Source organism: Paenibacillus sp. GCM10027628 (genome assembly GCF_042676385.1).
Classification (GTDB): domain Bacteria; phylum Bacillota; class Bacilli; order Paenibacillales; family NBRC-103111; genus Paenibacillus_E.
This window is the reverse complement of the sequence record NZ_JBHTHA010000056.1, coordinates 1-783: the sequence shown is the minus strand read 5'-3', so window position 1 is coordinate 783 and position 783 is coordinate 1. Positions and strand designations below refer to the sequence as shown.

The 783-nt window shown below is 48.3% G+C and carries 1 protein-coding gene; it reads left to right on the top strand.

Going from position 1 to position 783, the window contains the following annotated elements; translation table 11 throughout:
- Positions 1–21: 21 nt before the first annotated feature.
- A partial coding sequence (locus tag ACFQZT_RS32165) for a transposase (protein WP_460872655.1) occupies positions 22–783 on the top strand: 762 nt, incomplete at its 3' end.

The window sequence follows — 783 nt, the reverse complement described above, 5'->3', positions numbered from 1 at the left end:
ATGGTTTTTTCGTGGACAGACATGGAAAAAGCTCCTATTGTAGAGAATGACGCGTTATCCATCATTCTCCGCAAAAGGAGCCTACCCATGGATAACAATAAAAAGATTCGAGTCATTTGTCAATGCCTTCATGTACTAAACGTGTCGGGTTATCGTTCAGCTCTCGATGATCATCGGACAAAAAAACTGTTCGCCGGTACAGCCATCGAGCTTCATCTCGTTGCCCAATTGTTACCGCTTGCGTCCTATGACGAAATCACCGAAAAGCTACGTGCGCACCCGGAGCTGCAGCAAGCCGTGGGTCTTGAATCCATTAGTGATGCCCAGTTATCTCGCAAAACAAAATCGCTTTGTACAGCTTCCCTGCAGACGCTATTTTATGATCTCATCGCCCAAATTGATAATCGGACTAAACATGGAAAGGGGATTTCGCCTACCATCGGACGATTACATCTGATTGATGCCACGGATATCTCACTTCCACCTCTTCTCGGTCACTGGGCACGATGCGGTTCACGGAAAACCGGTGTCCGTCTTCATGTCCGGTTGGTGGTCGCGGATCCGGACATGGTTTTTCCGGATAAGGTGATTGCCTCTACAGTGAACGTCCGTGAATCTATAGTCGCGCTTGAACTGACCCTGGAGGACGATGTGACCTATGTGATGGATCGCGGCTACGAGAAATGCCAGCATTTTGAGCAGTGGGTAACGGATGGCATTCAGTTTGTGGTACGCGTTCGGGATAAACTAAACCTTTTTCCTGTAGAAGGTAGTGAACGCGAG